This is a genomic window from Streptomyces canus, from assembly GCF_030816965.1.
GTDB classification, from domain to species: domain Bacteria; phylum Actinomycetota; class Actinomycetes; order Streptomycetales; family Streptomycetaceae; genus Streptomyces; species Streptomyces canus_E.
Map to the genome: position 1 here is coordinate 8,940,401 of NZ_JAUSYQ010000002.1, position 16,223 is coordinate 8,956,623.

Annotated in this window: 13 protein-coding genes and 2 pseudogenes; 4 read left to right on the forward strand and 11 right to left on the reverse strand. The window is 70.3% G+C overall.

Going from position 1 to position 16,223, the window contains the following annotated elements; translation table 11 throughout:
- Window positions 1–3: 3 nt before the first annotated feature.
- From QF027_RS41675 to QF027_RS41705, 7 genes and pseudogenes are all read right to left on the reverse strand, one after another.
- A complete protein-coding gene (locus tag QF027_RS41675) occupies window positions 4–795 on the reverse strand; it encodes an SDR family NAD(P)-dependent oxidoreductase (protein ID WP_307080617.1) in 792 nt (263 codons plus the stop codon).
- Between the two features lie 49 nt (window positions 796–844).
- Window positions 845–1,966: a bifunctional 3-oxoadipate enol-lactonase/4-carboxymuconolactone decarboxylase PcaDC gene (pcaDC, locus tag QF027_RS41680; protein WP_306973865.1), complete on the reverse strand. Its 1,122-nt coding sequence runs from the start codon at window positions 1,964–1,966 to the stop codon at window positions 845–847.
- Complete coding sequence (pcaB, locus tag QF027_RS41685; RefSeq protein WP_307080618.1) at window positions 1,963–3,294, reverse strand: 3-carboxy-cis,cis-muconate cycloisomerase; 1,332 nt, start codon at window positions 3,292–3,294, stop codon at window positions 1,963–1,965. The genes pcaDC and pcaB overlap by 4 nt, the downstream gene beginning before the upstream one ends.
- Window positions 3,291–3,896 carry a protocatechuate 3,4-dioxygenase subunit alpha gene (gene pcaG / locus QF027_RS41690; RefSeq protein ID WP_307080619.1) on the reverse strand — a complete coding sequence of 202 codons (606 nt, stop codon included), beginning with the start codon at window positions 3,894–3,896 and terminating at the stop codon, window positions 3,291–3,293. The genes pcaB and pcaG overlap by 4 nt, the downstream gene beginning before the upstream one ends.
- 6 nt (window positions 3,897–3,902) lie before the next feature.
- Window positions 3,903–4,676 carry a protocatechuate 3,4-dioxygenase subunit beta gene (gene pcaH / locus QF027_RS41695; RefSeq protein WP_306973860.1) on the reverse strand — a complete coding sequence of 258 codons (774 nt, stop codon included), beginning with the start codon at window positions 4,674–4,676 and terminating at the stop codon, window positions 3,903–3,905.
- A gap of 21 nt (window positions 4,677–4,697) precedes the next feature.
- Window positions 4,698–4,928 (reverse strand): annotated as a pseudogene (locus QF027_RS41700) (hypothetical protein); the annotation flags it as partial.
- A pseudogene (locus QF027_RS41705) lies at window positions 4,928–5,213 on the reverse strand (CoA-transferase); the annotation flags it as partial. The pseudogenes QF027_RS41700 and QF027_RS41705, both read right to left, overlap by 1 nt.
- A 133-nt stretch (window positions 5,214–5,346) precedes the next feature.
- Here QF027_RS41705 and QF027_RS41710 point away from each other — a divergent pair.
- Complete coding sequence (locus QF027_RS41710) at window positions 5,347–5,811, forward strand: MarR family winged helix-turn-helix transcriptional regulator (protein WP_306973858.1); 465 nt, start codon at window positions 5,347–5,349, stop codon at window positions 5,809–5,811.
- Here QF027_RS41710 and QF027_RS41715 read toward each other — a convergent pair whose 3' ends face one another.
- Window positions 5,812–6,837, reverse strand: a complete 1,026-nt coding sequence (locus QF027_RS41715; RefSeq protein ID WP_307080620.1) for a DUF3048 domain-containing protein — start codon at window positions 6,835–6,837, stop codon at window positions 5,812–5,814.
- Between the two features lie 184 nt (window positions 6,838–7,021).
- Between QF027_RS41715 and QF027_RS41720 the strand changes: the two genes are divergently transcribed.
- Window positions 7,022–8,212 (forward strand): zinc-dependent alcohol dehydrogenase, encoded by a 1,191-nt coding sequence (locus QF027_RS41720; RefSeq protein ID WP_306973854.1) that lies wholly within the window; start codon window positions 7,022–7,024, stop codon window positions 8,210–8,212.
- Between the two features lie 9 nt (window positions 8,213–8,221).
- Here QF027_RS41720 and QF027_RS41725 read toward each other — a convergent pair whose 3' ends face one another.
- A complete protein-coding gene (locus QF027_RS41725) occupies window positions 8,222–9,283 on the reverse strand; it encodes an ATP-dependent DNA ligase (protein WP_306973852.1) in 1,062 nt (353 codons plus the stop codon).
- 65 nt (window positions 9,284–9,348) lie between these two features.
- Here QF027_RS41725 and ligD point away from each other — a divergent pair, with 65 nt between their 5' ends.
- The gene (ligD, locus tag QF027_RS41730; protein WP_307080621.1) at window positions 9,349–10,374 is read left to right on the forward strand and encodes a non-homologous end-joining DNA ligase; all 1,026 of its coding nucleotides are present in this window, start codon (window positions 9,349–9,351) and stop codon (window positions 10,372–10,374) included.
- Here the strand turns inward: ligD and QF027_RS41735 are convergent.
- Together QF027_RS41735 and QF027_RS41740 are read right to left on the reverse strand one after the other, a co-directional pair.
- Complete coding sequence (locus tag QF027_RS41735; RefSeq protein WP_307080622.1) at window positions 10,361–12,553, reverse strand: OmpL47-type beta-barrel domain-containing protein; 2,193 nt, start codon at window positions 12,551–12,553, stop codon at window positions 10,361–10,363. The two genes, ligD and QF027_RS41735, sit on opposite strands and share 14 nt — an antisense overlap.
- On the reverse strand, window positions 12,553–15,051 hold the full coding sequence (locus QF027_RS41740) for a ThuA domain-containing protein (RefSeq protein ID WP_307080623.1): 2,499 nt from the start codon (window positions 15,049–15,051) through the stop codon (window positions 12,553–12,555). Before QF027_RS41740 ends, QF027_RS41735 begins: the two co-directional genes overlap by 1 nt.
- A gap of 198 nt (window positions 15,052–15,249) precedes the next feature.
- Here QF027_RS41740 and QF027_RS41745 point away from each other — a divergent pair, with 198 nt between their 5' ends.
- Window positions 15,250–16,221 carry a multicopper oxidase domain-containing protein gene (locus tag QF027_RS41745; protein WP_306986468.1) on the forward strand — a complete coding sequence of 324 codons (972 nt, stop codon included), beginning with the start codon at window positions 15,250–15,252 and terminating at the stop codon, window positions 16,219–16,221.
- Window positions 16,222–16,223 lie beyond the last annotated feature (2 nt).

The window sequence follows — 16,223 nt, forward strand, 5'->3', positions numbered from 1 at the left end:
GAGCTACAGCGCGAGCAGTTGGTCCGTCAGCGTACCCAGGCGCTTGTGCACGTCCCTGTCGTACGTCTCCTCGTGCGCCCGCGCCGGACTCGTCCCGTCGAAATAGCGGCCCGTGCCCAAGTCCTGGGTGGCCAGGGCCAGGACTCCCGGAGCACCGTCGGCCACCGTCGACCACGGGGCCACCCCGCCCTCCCGGACCATCGCCGTGTCCATGAACGTCGCCGGGTGCAGGACGTTCACCGCGACCCCCGCGTCCGCCAACTCCTCGGCCAGGCTGAAGGTGTGGGCCGCCAGGGCGAACTTGGCGCGGCAGTACGCGGCGAAACCGGCGTAGCCCTGGGTGAACTCCGGGTCGGCGAAGGCGACCGGCTCCTGCCCCACCGAACCGACGTTGACGATCCGGGACGGGGCGTTCGCCTTCAGTGTCGGCAGCAGTGCACGTGTCAGGGCGACGGGCGCCAAGTAGTTGACCGCCAGGCGCAGTTCATGACCGTCGGCGCTCACCTCCCGGCCCGAGCCGGGCGAACCCGCGCCCACGCCCGCGTTGTTGATCAGGACATCGAGTCCGGGGTGGGCCTCGGCGACCCGCGCGCCCAGATCTCGTACGTGGGCCAGGGACGCCAGGTCGGCCACGAAGCCCTCGGCCTGTCCCTCGGACCGCAGCTCCTCCACCAGGCTCGCGGTGCGGCCCGGGTCACGGCCGTGGGCGAGGACGAGGTGACCGGAACGGACCAGTTCGAAGGCGACGTAGCGGCCGAGACCGGAGGTGGCACCAGTGATCAGAATGGTCGACATGCCCCTACCGTAGGCACGTCGTCACATCCCGCGCCTGCCACTGCCGGGGTCACCCTTCCGTTTCCTCCGCCAGCACCCGCTGCGCCGTGGCGAACGCGGAGTTCGCCGCCGGTACCCCGCAGTAGACGGCCGTCTGGAGCAGCACGGCGCCGATCTCCTCCGGCGTGAGCCCGTTGCGCCGCGCCGCGCGTACATGCATGGCCAGTTCGTCGTAGTGGCCGTGCGCGACCAGCGCCGTCAGTGTGATCATGCTGCGCTCGCGGCGGCTGAGCGTCGGGTCGGTCCAGATCTCGCCCCATGCGTAGCGAGAGATGAAGTCCTGGAAGCGGGCGGTGAAGGGGGTCTGCCGGGCCTGTGCCCGGTCCACGTGCGTGTCCCCGAGCACCTCGCGCCGCACCTCCATGCCCCGCTTGGCACCCCCGCCGAGGTGCGCGCGCAGGCTGGTGAGGACGGCTTCCGGACACTGCGCCGGTGCCAGGTGCGAGGCCCCCGGGAGTTCGACGAGCGTGGCGCGCGGCACCCTGTCGGCGATCTCCCGCAGATGGGGCGGCGGGGTCGCCGGGTCCTGACGGCCGGCGATCAGCAGGGTCGGCGCGGAGATCTCGGCCAGCCGGTCGCGCAGGTCGAAGGAGGCCAGGGCGTCACAGCAGGCGGCGTACGACGACGGATCGGCCTCGGCGTGGTCGCGGATCAGTTCCGGAACGCTGAAGTCACCCGCGAACCAACGGGAGTTCGCGCTCTCCAGCAGCCACTGCACCCCCTCCCGGCGGACGCGCTCGGCCCGCTCCTCCCACGGCTTGCTGCCGTTGAAGTGGGCCGAGGAGCAGATCACCGCCAGCGACGCGACGCGCTCCGGGTGATGTACGGCCAGGTGCAGACCGACCGCACCGCCGAGCGACACCCCCGCGTACCCGAACCGCTCGATGCCGAGCGAGTCGGCGAGCGCCAGCACCAGGTCGGCGAGGCCACCCACGGTGGCGCCGGGACCGATCAGATCGGCCGATGAACCGCCGTGCCCGGGCAGGTCCCAGCGGACCACCCGGTGACTGATGGACAGCTCGGGCGCCACCTTGTCCCACAGCGCGTACGACGTCCCGAGCGACGGCCCGAGCAGCAGCGGGGGAGCGGAAGCGGGGCCCTCGGCGCGGTGGTTGAGGAGTTTCTCGGTCAAGGTCGCTCCAGAGCACGATCGGTGAGGGCTCCGGCGGAGCCGGTGTAGCGGGCGGGGTCGGTGAGCTCGCCGAGGTCGACATCCTTCAACTCAGGCTCCCGGGAAAGGAGTTCACCTAGCGGCAGACCTTCGGCGTAGGTCCGTTTGGCGAGTTCCGTCAGCAGTGCCTTGGCGCGGGCCCGGCCCAGCACGGGGGCCAGCTCGGCGGACAGTCGCTCGGAGACGATCAACCCGTGGGTGAGATCGAGGTGTTCCCGCATGGTGTCGCCGTGCACCTGGAGTCCCTCGGTCAGTTCGACGGTGTCCCGGGCGGCACCGCCGACCAGCCGCAGCAGGTCCCTGAGCGGCTCCCACTCGGCGTGCCAGGCTCCGGCCGGCCGCTCGTCCTCGGCGGCGAGCGAGCCGTACAGCGTGGCCGCGAGCTGCGGCGCGCGCCGGGCGGCGGCGGCGATCAGCGTGGCCCGTACGGGATTCGCCTTGTGTGGCATGGCTGAGGAGCCGCCACCGCTGCCCTCCGCGACCTCGGCGATCTCGGTACGGCCGAGGACGAGTACATCCGCGGCGATCTTGCCCAGCGCTCCGGCTGTGAAGGCGAGACACCCGGCGAGGTCGGCGATCGGGGTGCGCAGGGTGTGCCAGGGCAGCAGCGGAGCCCGGAGACCGAGCTCGGAGGCGAAGGCCGCCGTGAGCGCCTGGGTGTCCTCGGTGCCGTACACCGTGAAGGCCGCCAATGTCCCGGCGGCGCCGCCGAGTTGGGCGGGGAGGGAGTCCCGCACGGCTGCGACCCGGTCCCGCGCGTCCAGCACCAGCGCCCGCCACCCTGCCGCCTTCAGGCCGAACGTCGTCGGTACGGCGTGCTGGGTGAGCGTCCGTCCCGGCATCGCGGTGTCCCGGTGCTCGGCGGCGAGCCGGGCCACGGCCCGCTGGACGCGGTCGAGGTCCGCCAGCAGCAGGCCGAGGGTGCGTGCCGCCACCAGCATCGTCGCCGTGTCCAGGATGTCCTGGCTGGTCGCGCCCCGGTGCACGTACGAGCCGTACTCCTCACCGACCGCCTTCGTGAGGTCGGCGACCAGAGGGATGACGGGGTTGCCGCCGGCGCGCGCACGCTCGGCGAGGGACCGTACGTCGAAGCGGTCCGCGTGGGCCGCCTCGGTCACCGCGTCGGCCGCCGCGTCCGGGGCGAGCCCCAGACGGGCCTGCACCCGGGTCAGTGCGGCCTCCGCGTCCAGCAGCGCCTGGAGGTGGGAGCCGTCGGCGGTCGCGGAGGCGGCGGGGGAGCCTGCCCACCCGGGGGCGAACAGGCCGGTGTCCGGATCGGGAGAAGTCACTGGAACTCCAGGAAGACCGTTTCGCCTTCGCCCTGAAGGCGGATGTCGAAACGGTAGGTGCCCTCGCCCAGCGGACGCGCGATCAGCGTGTCGCGCCGCTCCGCAGGCACCCGGGCCAGCAGCGGGTCGGCGGTCAGGGCCGCCTCGTCGCCCGGCAGGTAGATCCGGGTGTACAGGTGCACCAGCAGCCCGCGCGCGAAGACGCACACGCTGATGTACGGCGCGCTCCGCCCCCGCGCGCCCGGCCGCAGTGTCCGTGCGGTCCAGTGGCCGTTGGCGTCGGTCTGGATGCGACCCCAGCCGGTGAACTCCACGCCGTTGCGGCCCAGGTAGCCACCGCTCGCGGGGTCGCGCCGGATCGAGCCGTCGACCTGCGGGACGTTGCCGTCCGGGTCGGCGCTCCACAGCTCCACGAAGGCGTCCGGCAGCGGGTTGCCCTCGCCGTCGGTGATGTAGCCCTGGAGGACGATGGTGTCCGGGTGGCCGACGGGCGCGATGTCACCGCCGCCGGGGAAGGGCAGGGCGTGGCCGTAGAAGGGGCCGACCGTGTGCGACGGGGTCGGCAGCACGGTCTCCGGGCGGCTTGTGTCGATCTTCGTCATGGCGGTTCAGCGTCCTTCTTCGATCCAGGTGGCCTGCGGCCCGTCGAGCACGATGTCCCAGTGGTAACCCATCGAGAACTCCGGCACGGACAGGCTGTGGTCGTAGGTGGCGACGAGCCGCTGACGGGCCGCGTCGTCCGTCACGGACTGGATGATCGGGTCGTACGGGAACAGCGGGTCGCTCGGGAAGTACATCTGCGTCACGAGCCGCTGGGTGAACGCCGTGCCGAAGATCGAGAAGTGGATGTGGGCCGGCCGCCAGGCGTTGACGTGCTGGCGCCACGGGTACGGGCCCGGCTGGATGGTGGTGAAGCGGTAGAAGCCGCTGTCGTCGGTCAGCGTGCGGCCGACGCCCGTGAAGTTCGGGTCCAGCGGGGCGTCGTGCTGCTCGCGCTGGTGGGCGTAGCGGCCGGCCGAGTTCGCCTGCCAGACCTCCACCAGCTGCCCGCGCAGCGGACGGCCGTTGCGGTCCAGGAGCCGCCCCTCGACGGTGATCCGTTCACCGATCGGCTCCCCGGTGTGCTGCCGGGTCAGGTCGTTGTCGATCTCGGTGATGTCCCGCTCACCGAAGGCGGGCGAGTGCAGCTCCACCAGCTCCGGGTCCTGGGACACGTCGATGCTGATCGGCGGCTGTTTCGGGTGCCGCAGCACCGAGGAGCGGTACGGCGCGTAGTCGCGGCGCGGCTGGTGCTCGACGGGAGCGCCGTCGGCGAGCCGCTTCTCGTAGGCGGCGTGCTCGGCGGCGATTTCCCGGTCGATGTCGTGCTGGGTGAGAGTCATGGGGATTCCTGCGTTTCGGTGACGTTCGAGGACGAGGGCGAGAGCCTGGCCGACGCCGATGCACAGCGTGGTGACGCCGACTCCGCCGCCCGTGCGGGCGGGTTGATGGGCGACCGTGCCGGCCAGGCGGGCACCGGAGGCTCCATGGAGGTCACCCCGCTCGAGAGAGGCCGAGAGTGGGGGAGGGCGGCCGAGGGCGATCGCCCCGTCCTGCGGGTTGAGGATCCCCGGGTCGGACCCGGGCCACTCGGCGGCGTGAAGAACGCGGAGGTCCCGGCGCCGCCCGCAGCCGTTCGGCGAGCGTGCCCTGCGGGATCATCTCGACCTCCGGCTCACCGGCCAGGTACTGCGGGCGAACTCCTTGTCGGCGCCGATGCAGGAGCCGGTCACGCGGGCGATCCGCCCGGCCGCGAGCAGGACCGCGAGGCCCGAGTCCATCGCCCCGCGGTTGTCGGAGACCACCGACGGCGAGCCGGTGCCCTGCTCGTACAGGGCCTCGGCCACCGCCCCAGCGGCTGTGGCGACCACTTCGTCCATCCGCGCGACCCCATGTCCGTTGCTCAGTGCACTGACTATTTCAGCGAGGTTTCTCTTAAGCTGCCACTGTGGCAGCCTGGCGTCAAGGCTCACTACTCTTCAGTGCACCAACCAAAACGACTCGGGAGCGCACATGGCCGCGGTGGACCTCACCACCCACCCCGGGCACCTCGCCCGGCGGCTCCAGCAGGCGCACTACCTGCTGTGGAACACGATGGTCTCCGAGGAGATCACCTCGCCGCAGTTCGCGGTCCTGAACGCATTGGTCGCCGAACCGGGGCTCGACCAGCGCACGGTGGGGGAGCGGGTGGGCCTCGACCGGTCCACCATCGCCGAGGTCATCAGCCGGCTCGGCAGGCGCGGACTGCTCGACAAGGTCCGCGACCCCCAGGACGGCCGCCGCTTCCTGCTGCGCCTGACCGACGACGGGGTGCGCACCCACCGCAAGCTGACCGTGCGCACCGCCCGGATGAACCAGGTCTTCCTGGCCCCGCTCTCCACGGCGGAACAGGGCCAGTTCTTCGAGCTGATCCGCCGGGTCGCGGACGCGGCGGAGGGGCTCCGCAATCCCGCGGAGCCCCTCGTCACCCAGCCCTGATCAGGACGCCTTCGCGAAGACGATCCAGACCTGGCCCTTGGCGAAGTTCACCCGAGAGCCGTCCTCGGTGGTGAACTCCGTACCGTCCGTGGCCTTCGCCCGCTTCCAGTTCACGTCGTACGCGCGGCCGTCGCGCAGCACCTTCGCCCTGCCCGAGCCCACCGTCACCGTGTACGGCGTGTTGTTGCCGAGGAAGTCGTGGAAGGCGGACTTGCGCACCTTCACGTACTGCACGACGACCGTGGCCGGGGCCAGCCGCTTCCCGTCGGACGTCACGTCCGGGGTGCCGTCCATCGAGACCAGCCAGCGTTCCCGGCTCTGCGACCAGGTGAAGGTGAAGCGGGCGGCCGGGAAGCGGACCGTCTCCGAGGTGTCCTCGGTGCCGTCGGCGGGCGCGGGGCCGTAGTGGAAGCCGGTCGTCAGCGCGGCGGCGCCCGGCGTGGCGGGCACCAGGCGCTCAGGGCGCAGGAAGAGGTTGTGCGGGGAGGCCTTGTCGGCACCCCGGAAGTAGGCGCGGGACGCCTTCTCGGGGGTCTGGGCGACCAGTGGCGCCCCGTTGATCAGGGGCATCAGCTTGCCCTGGGCGCCGGAGAAGGCGAGCGTCGGGTCGTCGAACTGCCGCAGCAGCTCCAGGTCCGACTCGCGGGCGCTGCGTACCGGGCCGACGGCCTTCGGCAGCTTCGTCGCGTACACCGCCATGAGGCGGCTGAGCCCGCCCTCGACCTGCTCGGCATAGACGACGTCGGCGGAGTCGATGCCGGTCTGCGGGCGGGCCGCCCGCACGTTGTCGATCTTCACGGCGAGCACGGAGGGATGGTCTGCCTCCTCGCTCGGTTCCGATGTGTTCGGTGGAGAAGTGCTGGGTCGATCCGTGCGGAACTGTCCGCGTCCGTCGTCGTCCGGGGCACGGGGTGTGCCGTGTCCCGTGCAGCCCGCGGCAAAGAGGCCCGTGACGGTCAGCAGGGCCGCCGCCGTACGGGCTCGTCGCGCGCGCCCCCTGTGCTCCGTGTCCACCATGCCCACCATGCCCGCCCGTCTCGTGTCTTTGATTGTGCGCTTATAAGTTCATTGGTGGCCATACCCGTCTGTTTTTGATTAGTCGCGTCGAGTACGCCGATCGGCCCTGCATCGCGGTTCGACGGAGGCGCCCCGGGTACCCGGGGCGCCTACCCAGGACCGACACGCGAGGTGACGGAGGGAGTGCCCGGCGATGAAGGCTGTGACCTGGCAGGGCAAGCGGGACGTACGGGTGGAGGAGGTGCCCGACCCGAAGATCAAGGAACCGACGGACGCGGTCATCCGGATCACCTCTACCGGGTTGTGCGGCTCCGACCTGCATCTCTACGAGGTGCTCACACCGTTCATGACGCCGGGTGACATCCTCGGCCATGAACCCATCGGCATTGTCGAGGAGGTCGGCGCCGGGGTGCCGGACCTCGCGGTGGGCGACCGGGTCGTCGTGCCCTTCCAGATCGCCTGCGGCAACTGCTGGATGTGCATGACCGGGCTGCCGACCCAGTGCGAGACCACCCAGGTCACCAGCGAGGGCATGGGCGCCGCCCTGTTCGGCTACACCCGGCTCTACGGCGCCGTACCGGGCGCCCAGGCCGAGTACCTGCGGGTCCCGCAGGCCCAGTTCGGACCGATCAAGGTTCCCGAGGGCCCACCGGACGACCGCTTCGTCTACCTCTCCGACGTGCTGCCCACCGCCTGGCAGGCCGTCGCCTACGCGGACATCCCCGAGGGCGGCAGCGTCGCCGTGCTCGGACTCGGTCCCATCGGCGACATGGCCTGCCGGGTCGCGCAGGTACGCGGCGCCGGGCGGGTCTTCGGCGTGGACCTGGTGACCGAACGGCTGCGGCGAGCCCGCACGCGGGGCGTGGAGACGTACGACCTCAGGAGCTTCGACAGCGAGAAGGAGCTGGTCCAGGCGATCCGAGACGAAACCGACGGACGTGGCCCGGACGCCGTCATCGACGCCGTCGGCACCGAGGCCCACGGCAGCGCGGCCGCCCGGCTCGCCCAGAACGCCTCCGCCCTGCTGCCCAGGAAGCTCAGCGGGCCGTTCGCCGAGCGCTTCAGCATCGACCGGCTCGCCGCCCTGCACACCGCCATCGAACTCGTGCGCCGCGGTGGCACGCTCTCCCTGACCGGCGTCTACGGCGGCATGGCCGACCCGCTGCCCATGCTCACCATGTTCGACAAGCAGATCCAGATCCGGATGGGCCAGGCCAACGTGCGGCGCTGGAGCGACGAGATCATCCCGTACCTGACGGACGAGGACCCGCTCGGCGTCGACGACTTCGCCACCCATCACGTGCCGCTGTCGGACGCCCCGCACGCGTACGAGATGTTCCAGAAGAAGCAGGAGGGCGCGGTCAAGGTGCTGATGCGGCCCTGACCCGGCGCCTCAGCCCAGGATCTCGTCCAGGTCGTACCGCACCGGCTCCTCGAGCTGCGCGTACGTGCAGCTCTCGGCCGTCCGGTCGGGCCGCCAGCGGCGGAAGCGGGCGGTGTGGCGGAACCGTACGCCGTTCTCCATGTGGTCGTACGCCACCTCCGCCACCCGCTCCGGCCTGAGCGGCACCCAGGAAAGGTCCTTCTTCCCCGACCAGCGGCTCGGCGCCCCGGGCAGCCGGGCGCTCTCGTGCGCGGCCTCCTCCGCCCAGGCCGCCCAGGGGTGCCCGGAGGCGTCCTCCATCCGCAGCGGCTCCAGTTCGTCGATCAGCTCGGCGCGCCGCTTCATGGGGAAGGCGGCGGACACGCCGACATGCTGCAAGGTGCCCCGGTCGTCGTGGAGCCCGAGCAGCAGGGAGCCGACGACGGGGCCGCTCTTGTGGAGCCGGTAGCCCGCCACCACGACGTCCGCCGTGCGCTCGTGCTTGATCTTGAACATGGCGCGCTCGTCCTGCAGATAGCGCAGGGTGAGCGGCTTGGCGATGACACCGTCCAGGCCCGCGCCCTCGTACTGCTCGAACCAATGGCGGGCCACGTCGATGTCCGTGGTCGCCGGCGCGACGTGCACCGGGGCCGTGACCCCGGACAGAGCCGTCGTGAGCAGCTTCCTGCGGTCGGTCAGCGGGACGTTCAGCAGTGATTCGTCCTGGAGGGCCAGCAGGTCGAAGGCGACGAAGGAGGCCGGCGTCCGCTCGGCGAGCGTCCGCACCCGCGAGGCCGCCGGATGGATGCGCTCGGTCAGCGCGTCGAAGTCCAGCCGGCCGTCCCGCGCGATCACGATCTCGCCGTCCATCACGCACCGCTCGGGCAGACGCGCCGCGAGTGCCTCCACCAGCTCGGGAAAGTACCTGGTCAGCGTCTTGCCGGTACGGCTGCCCAGCTCGACCTCGGCCTTGTCCCTGAAGACGATGGCGCGGAACCCGTCCCACTTCGCCTCGTAGTGCATGTCCGGCGGGATCCTCGCCACCGACTTGGCGAGCATGGGCTTCACGGGGGGCATCACCGGCAGATCCATGGTCCGATTCTGCACGCGCCCGCCCCGAAATGCCCGATATGCCGAGCTCGCTTACCGTGGCTCGCATGGGTGACGCGGTGGAACTGGAGGCGGGCGGCCGGACCGTACGGCTGTCCAGCCCGGACAAGATCTTCTTCCCGGAGCGCGGCTTCACCAAGCTGGACCTCGCCCGCTACTACCAGGCCGTCGCCCCCGGCATCCTGCGCGCCCTGCGCAACCGCCCCACCACCCTGGAGCGCTACCCGGACGGCGTGACCGGCGAGAACTTCTTCCAGAAGCGGGCGCCCAAGAACATGCCCGACTGGATCCCGACCGCCCACATCACCTTCCCCAGCGGCCGCAGCGCCGACGAGATGTGCCCGACCGAGGAGGCCGCCGTCCTGTGGGCCGCCCAGTACGGCACCCTCACCTTCCACCCCTGGCCGGTCCGCCGCGACGACGTCGACCGCCCCGACGAACTCCGCATCGACCTCGACCCGCAGCCCGGCACGGACTACGACGACGCCGTGCGCGCGGCTCATGAACTGCGGTCGGTGCTCGAGGAGTTCGGCGGCCTCCGCGGCTGGCCCAAGACCTCCGGCGGACGCGGCCTGCACGTCTTCGTGCCGATCGAACCGCGCTGGACCTTCACGCAGGTGCGGCGGGCCGCGATCGCGGTCGGGCGTGAGATGGAGCGCCGGATGCCGGACCACGTGACCATCAGGTGGTGGAAGGAGGAGCGGGGGGAACGCATCTTCATCGACTACAACCAGACGGCCCGCGACCGCACGATCGCCTCCGCCTATTCGGTACGGCCCCGCCCGCACGCCCCCGTCTCCGCACCCCTGCGCTGGGAGGAGGTCGGCGAGGCGCACCCGCAGGACTTCGACATCGCGACCATGCCCGCGCGCTTCGCCGAACTCGGCGATGTGCACGCGGACATGGACGATCACGCGTTCTCGCTGGACGCCCTGCTGGACCTGGCCCGCCGTGACGAGCACGACCACGGGCTAGGTGATCTGCCGTACCCGCCCGAGTATCCGAAGATGCCGGGGGAGCCCAAGCGGGTACAGCCGAGCAGGGCCAGGAAGCCCGGTTCTACAGCTCCTTGATCCTGATGTCCCGGTAGGAGATCACGTCCGTCGTGCTGTGGACCTGGAGTCCGATGTAGCCGGAGGCGAACCGCCGCCCGTCCGTGCCCGGGTCGTCCGAGCGGGCCGGGTAGAAGTCCTGACCGGCGATGTTGTCGAACTCGTTGATCAGTACGCCGTTGCGGTAGACCGAGTAGTGCTGGTCGACCACACGGATCTCGTAGTCGTTCCACGTGCCCTTCTGGGTGACGCCGGCACCGGCGAGCCCCACCCGGTCGAAACCGTAGACCGAACCGGTCTTGTACATGTCGCCGTCGGGCCGGTCGAGCACCTGCACCTCGTGGCCGTACTTGATGGCGGCCCACTCCGGCCGCGGCTCCTCCGGGTGGTCGTGGACCCACGGGAACCGCACGAACACACCGGAGTTGGCGTTCCCGGTGCCCGGGGCGTCGTCCCGCCACTGGAGCTTGAGCGAGAAGTCGCCGTACTTGCGCTCCGGGAACCAGAGCATGCCGAGGCCGTCCTTCGTGGTGCCGGAGGTGATCGACCCGTCGCCGTTGGGTGCGAACGACCCGCCGCCCACCTGCTGCCACTTGGCGAAGGACGCCGCGCTGCCGTCGAGGATCGTGCGGTAGCCCTCGGTCTGCCCCGGCTTGCCGATGCCGGACTCACGGGCCGCCGCGTCGATGGCGTCGTACTCGCGCTCGTCGACGACCCCGTCCCTGAAGAGCTTGTCCAGGACGGTCTTCACGTGTTTGAGGAACAGCGCGTGGGACGTCCACTCCTTCTCGTCCTCGATCAACTCGTTGATCCGGCACCGGCTGTTGGTGATCCGGTTCGGCACCCCGCTGTCGACCGTGCCCACGATCACCGTCAACCGCTCGTCGAACTCGGCGCAGTTGGGTGCCGGGACCTGACCGGAGACCACCGTGAAGGTCACCGTGCGCGCGGCCGAGGTGTTGCCCGCCTTGTCCGTCGCCCGGTACGCCAGGGTGTGGGTGCCCGCCCGGTCGACGACCACGGGAGCGGTGTACGCCAGGTACGGTCCGGCGTCGATCGAGTACTCGGCGCCCGCGACACCCGAACCGCCCTCGTCCGTGGCGCTCACGGTCACCTTGGCGTTGCCCACGTACGCCCCGTCGGAGTTCCGCGTGCCGTCCACGGTCACACCGGTCGCCGGCGGGGTGGTGTCCTGCGGGGCCGTCGCGACCACCGTGAACCGGACGCTCTTCTCGGCGGCCGCGTTGCCCGCCTTGTCGGTCGCCCGGTAGCGCACGGTGTGGGTGCCGACCTGATGCACCATCACGGGCATGGTGTACGGCTGCCAACTCCCGTCGTTCACCGCGTACTCGATGGTGTTGACCCCGGATCCGGTGTCGGAGGCCGACACGGTCACCGTCGCCATGTCGAGGTACGTGCCGTCGGGGTTCTGCTCGCCGCTGACCGTCGCCGAGGTGTCCGGCGGGGCGGTGTCGTCGGAGGGCGGGGCGACGACCGTGAAGTCGACGCTCTTCTCCGCGGAGACGTTGCCCGCCTTGTCGACGGCCCGGTAACGCACCGTGTGGCTGCCGACCTGGTCGACGACGACCGGGGCGGTGTACGGCTGCCAGGCACCCGTGCCGCCGGTCGCGTACTCGATCCGGTCGACACCGGAGCCGCCGGCCTCGTCGGTCGCCGTGACCGCCACGCTCGCCGAACCGACGTACTGGCCCTGCGCGTTCTGCGTGCCGGTCACCTGGGCCGCCGCCGAGGGTGCGGTGGTGTCCTCGCCGCTGCCCTCGGTCACCACGAGGATGCCCTGCATCTGCCCGTGGCCCGGGATCGTGCAGTGGTAGAAGTAGCGGCCCGGGGTGAGCGTGACCTCGGCGGTGTGGCGGCCGCCCATGTCGTCGTTCGGGTTGGCGAGGATGTTGAGTTCGACGTCGTTGTTGAACTCCGGGTCGCTGGTCACGAAGGTCAACGTGTGCGGCATACCGGTGGTGTTGCCGGTGGCCGTGCTGTTCTCGAAGACGATCGTGGCCGTGCCCGCGACGGCCGTCGTCGGGGCGGAGGTGTACTTGGTGATGTCGTCGCCGGCGGTCCAGGTGAGGACCTGCTCCGCTGCGGCTGTCCGCTCGGGTTGTGCTGTGGATGTCGACTGCAGGCCGAGCATCATCAGCAGAGCGGCCAGCAGGACGGTCAGAGGTCTCTGTCGGCGCATCACTGCCCTCCCCGTACGAGCTGGCCGGCGGCCGGGGTGGGCCCGCCGCCCTGGTAAGTGACCCGCCACAGCGCCGACTTGGCGTCCGAGGTGAAGAACCCGCGCCCGTAGTCGAGGACGTACAGCGCGCCGTCCGGACCGAACTTCCAGTCCATGAGGTTCTTGATGCCGTCGTTGCCGATCGGCACGATCTTCTTCAGCGACTCCGAGTGGACGGGCAGTCCGCCGTCCCTGTGGTTCCTCGGATCGGTGATGACCGCGTTGCGTGGCTGGTCGGCGTCGTAGAAGTCGCCCACGAACCACTTGCCGTCCCAGTAGGAGGGCCACTTGACGGTGCTGGTGGCCGAGGCGGTGTCGTAGCGGTAGACCGGCCCGTTCATCGCGGCCTGGCCGCCGCCCTTGAGCCACGGCAGCAGGTACTTGGCGTCCTCCTGCTTGTAGGAAGGGATGCCGTTCGCGTCGCGCGGGTAGTCCGGGGCGCCGCCCTGGGGCGAGTACCAGATGTTGTTGCCGGTGACCGGCGGGAGGTTGACCAGACCGTCGTTGTTGGGCGACTCGTTCTTCGGGTGGTCGCAGTCGTACCAGCCCAGCGGCTGGTCGGGATCCGGCAGGTTGCGGTCCCGGTAGGGCTGCTTGTTGCCCATGCAGTACGGCCAGCCCCGGTTGCTCGCCTCGGTGATGACGGCGAAGGTGTCGTACTTGGCCGGGCCCCAGGTCGTCGAGGGCGCGCTCGCGTCCGGGCCCACCCACCCCGCGTACAGGATGTCGGTCTTCTTGTCGACGAAGATGCGGGCCGGGTTCCTGACGCCCATGACATAGATCTCGCCGCGAGTCTTGCCGCCGCCCTCCTCGGTCTCCTTGCCCGTGAAGAGGTTCCCCTCGGGCAGCGTGTACGTCCCGTCGGGCTCCGGGTGGATGCGCAGGATCTTGCCGTTGAGGTTGTTGGTGTTGCCGGCGGTGCGGCGCGCGTCCGCGAAGGAGACGCCCTTGAAGTTCGGCTGCGGGTTGTTTCCGGAGTAACCGCCGCTGAAGCCACTGGAGTTGTTGTCGCCGGTCGCGATGTACAGGTTGCCCTTGGAGTCCCAGGACATCCCGCCGCCGGCGTGGCAGCAACTGTGCACCTGGACCGGCCACTTGAGCAGGACCTTCTCGCTGTTCAGGTCCAGCTTGTTCGTGGTCAGGTCGAGCGTGAAGCGGGAGACCCGACGCTCGGCGATCCGGGTGTCACGGTTGAGCTGGGCGTGCGGGGTGTAGTGCAGATACACCCAGCCGTTCTGCTCGAAGCGCGGGTCGAGCTCGATCCCGAGCAGCCCCTCCTCGACCTTCACCAGCTCGTCGCCGCCGCCCTTGTTGCCGAAGACGGTCAACTCGCCCGCCAGGGTGACCTTCTTGGTCGCCGGGTCGTAGACGTGGATCTGGCCCTTGCCCTTGCCGATGTCCGGGTTGTTCCAGTCGGTGATCACCGGCTGGGAGGAGTCGGCGCCACCCCGGCCGATGAACAGGACGCGCCCGTCGGGGGCGGTGACCAGGCCGTGCGGCTCGCCGATCTGGTCGCTCTGCCCCGCCTGGTTGGGCTGGGTGAGGCGTTCGGCCTTGTAGTTGCCGTTGATGGTCGCCTTGCAGTCGGCCTGCACGAGTCGCGAGGTCCACAGCAGCGCACCGCGCAGATGGGTCCGGAAGTCGGTCTCGTCGTACGAGGCCACCGTGCCGCCCATGCCGGTGTAGAACGACCGGCCGCCGTCGTAGTCCCGGCACCAGCTCACCGGGTGGTCCCAGCCGTTGGCGCTCGCGCCGGGCTGGTAGGTCGACTCGCGCACCCGGGCCACGGTGTGCACGTCACCGGACGGGTTCTTCGTCCAGTTGAACCACTGGTCGGGACGCTTCCACTGCACCGGGAGATCCCTGGTCGCCGGATGCTGCCGGTCGCCGACCTCAACGATGGCCCGCTGGACGGCCGTCGGGCCGGCGGCGGCCGGACGGGCGCCGACGAGGCCCGTGAACCAGTCGGAGTACGGCTCGGCGCGGGCCGCGTCATGGATGCCGACGAAGCCGCCGCCCGCCTCCATGTAGGCCTCCAGGCCCGCCTCCTGGTCGGGGTCGAGGACATCGCCGCCGCCGGTCAGGAAGACGATCGCGTTGTAACTCCCCAGCGCCCGCTCGTCGGTGAAGACCCTGGCGTCGTCCGTGGCCTCGGTCTCGAACCGCTGATTCACCGGACCGGACAGCCCGATCTTCTCGACGGCGGCGATCCCGGCGTTGACGACCGGTGACTCTTCCCCGGCGGCCGCGGACCCGTAGAAGACCAGCACCCGTACATTGGCGCCGCCCGGTGGCGACTTGACGGACATCGTTGTCGCGGACGGATCGGGAGCAGGCAGCGCCCCCGCCGCCGGTCCGGACATCAGCCCGGCGGCGACGACCCCCGCGGTCACGGTGGCCGTCCAGACCCGTCTTGTCGTGCTTCCTCCGCTTCTCGCGCTCAACCCTCGTAAGTGCATGGGCACCTCCTCGGTCACAGCAACAGCGCCATGGAAGCTAGACCCCTTTGCGTCACGCGCCAATACCTATGACCGGGATCGCACGAACTTTGTCCTGAGTGTGGATAAACGGCTCTCAGGCCGGTACCGTCTCACAGGTTCATCACAGCTACGTCTCCGCAAAACACGTATCACGGTGGGGAGTTCTGCGTGGGTGCACTGGACAGACGTGGGTTCAACCGGAGGGTGCTGCTCGGCGGTGCGGCCGTCGCGACATCGTTGTCCCTGGCGCCGGAGGCCCGGAGCGACACAGGTCCGGCGAAGGCGGCCCCGGGCGGCGGCGAGGTCAAGCGCATCAAGCTGTACGCCGAGAAGCTCGCCGACGGGCAGATGGGCTACGGCCTCGAGAAGGGCAAGGCGACCATCCCCGGTCCGCTGATCGAGCTCAACGAGGGCGACACCCTGCACATCGACTTCGAGAACACCATGGACGTCAGGGCGAGCCTGCACGTCCACGGCCTGGACTACGAGATCTCCAGCGACGGCACCCAGTTGAACAAGAGCGACGTCGAACCGGGCGGCACCCGCACCTACACCTGGCGCACCCATGTGCCGGGACGCCGGAGCGACGGCACCTGGCGGGCGGGTAGCGCGGGCTACTGGCATTACCACGATCACGTGGTCGGCACGGAACACGGAACCGGCGGTATCCGCAAGGGCCTCTACGGCCCCGTGATCGTCCGCCGCAAGGGCGATGTCCTCCCGGACGCGACCCACACGATCGTCTTCAACGACATGCTCATCAACAACAAGCCCGCTCACTCGGGGCCCGACTTCGAGGCCACGGTGGGCGATCGGGTCGAGTTCGTGATGATCACGCACGGCGAGTACTACCACACCTTCCACCTGCACGGTCACCGCTGGGCGGACAACCGTACGGGCATGCTCACCGGCCCCGACGACCCGAGCCAGGTCATCGACAACAAGATCGTGGGCCCGGCGGACTCCTTCGGCTTCCAGGTGATCGCGGGGGAGGGGGTCGGGGCGGGCGCGTGGATGTACCACTGCCATGTGCAGAGCCACTCCGACATGGGCATGGTGGGCCTGTTCCTGGTGAAGAAGACGGACGGCACGATCCCCGGGTACGAGCCGCACGAGCACACGGAGCACCAGGCCGGGCACGCGCACTGACG

Excerpts from the sequence above, each read along its gene's own strand:
- QF027_RS41740 (WP_307080623.1), bottom strand. The coding sequence starts at position 15,051 with ATGCACTTACGAGGGTTGAGCGCGAGAAGCGGAGGAAGCACGACAAGA.
- QF027_RS41725 (WP_306973852.1), bottom strand. The coding sequence starts at position 9,283 with ATGGATCTGCCGGTGATGCCCCCCGTGAAGCCCATGCTCGCCAAGTCG.
- QF027_RS41715 (WP_307080620.1), bottom strand. The coding sequence starts at position 6,837 with ATGGTGGGCATGGTGGACACGGAGCACAGGGGGCGCGCGCGACGAGCC.
- QF027_RS41675 (WP_307080617.1), bottom strand. The coding sequence starts at position 795 with ATGTCGACCATTCTGATCACTGGTGCCACCTCCGGTCTCGGCCGCTAC.
- pcaG (WP_307080619.1), bottom strand. The coding sequence starts at position 3,896 with ATGACGAAGATCGACACAAGCCGCCCGGAGACCGTGCTGCCGACCCCG.
- QF027_RS41720 (WP_306973854.1), top strand. The coding sequence starts at position 7,022 with ATGAAGGCTGTGACCTGGCAGGGCAAGCGGGACGTACGGGTGGAGGAG.
- ligD (WP_307080621.1), top strand. The coding sequence starts at position 9,349 with ATGGGTGACGCGGTGGAACTGGAGGCGGGCGGCCGGACCGTACGGCTG.
- pcaH (WP_306973860.1), bottom strand. The coding sequence starts at position 4,676 with ATGACTCTCACCCAGCACGACATCGACCGGGAAATCGCCGCCGAGCAC.
- QF027_RS41710 (WP_306973858.1), top strand. The coding sequence starts at position 5,347 with ATGGCCGCGGTGGACCTCACCACCCACCCCGGGCACCTCGCCCGGCGG.
- QF027_RS41735 (WP_307080622.1), bottom strand. The coding sequence starts at position 12,553 with ATGCGCCGACAGAGACCTCTGACCGTCCTGCTGGCCGCTCTGCTGATG.